The 701-nt window shown below is 62.6% G+C and carries 1 protein-coding gene; it reads right to left on the reverse strand.

Going from position 1 to position 701, the window contains the following annotated elements; all coding sequences use genetic code 11:
• Window positions 1-165: 165 nt before the first annotated feature.
• Window positions 166-701: IS701 family transposase (locus H8A95_RS43365; RefSeq protein ID WP_229188495.1), on the reverse strand; the 536-nt coding region annotated here is incomplete at its 5' end.

The following is a 701-nucleotide window of genomic DNA, read 5'->3' on the forward strand; positions in this document are numbered from 1 at the left end:
GCGCTAGTTCTACTGCGTCACAAATATCCAAGGTTTGGGCTTGGCGCGCGTGACAGATGGGGATGTCCGAAGCGGCGTTTGCAGCATGGACATCGCGACAGTGTTCGAGCAATAGCGACCGCGAGCCTTTGGCGCACGGTCGCGATCGAGTTTGGGATGTGGCGTTCAGGCCGCAAGGGCGGATCCTCTGGGTCGATAGCCGTCGGAAAGCACAGCCGGCGGGAGCAGCCCGGCGGAACGTGTTGCTGAGGGGGGAATCGTCTCCCGCTCGGAGATCAGGAATCCGTAAGCGGCGATGCACAGCGTGGCGTGGTGGTGGAAGCCGCGCCATCTGCGGCCCTCGAAGTGGCCAAGCCCGACCTCCTGCTTGAGCTCCTGGTAATCACGCTCGATGCGCCAGCGCAGCTTGGCGAGATCGACGAGACGGGCAAAGCCGATGTCGGCAGGCAGGCTCGATAGCCAGTACTTTGTCGGTTCCTTCTCGCCTTTGGGCCATTCGATCAGGAGCCATTCTTCCGGCCAAGGCTCGCTGCGGTTGAAGTCGCGCCGCGCAATGCGGATGCGAACGCGCGCAAAGCGGGATTTGAGCGACACGTTCGTTCCCTCGCGCCAAGTGATCGTCCGCCACGCCTTGGCCGGCAGGCTTAAGGCGAGATTCTTGACATTGATCGGCTGGTGCTCTGCATCGCGACGCAGCTGCT

The sequence above is a fragment of the Bradyrhizobium oropedii genome (assembly GCF_020889685.1).
In the GTDB taxonomy this organism is placed as follows: Bacteria; Pseudomonadota; Alphaproteobacteria; order Rhizobiales; family Xanthobacteraceae; genus Bradyrhizobium; species Bradyrhizobium oropedii.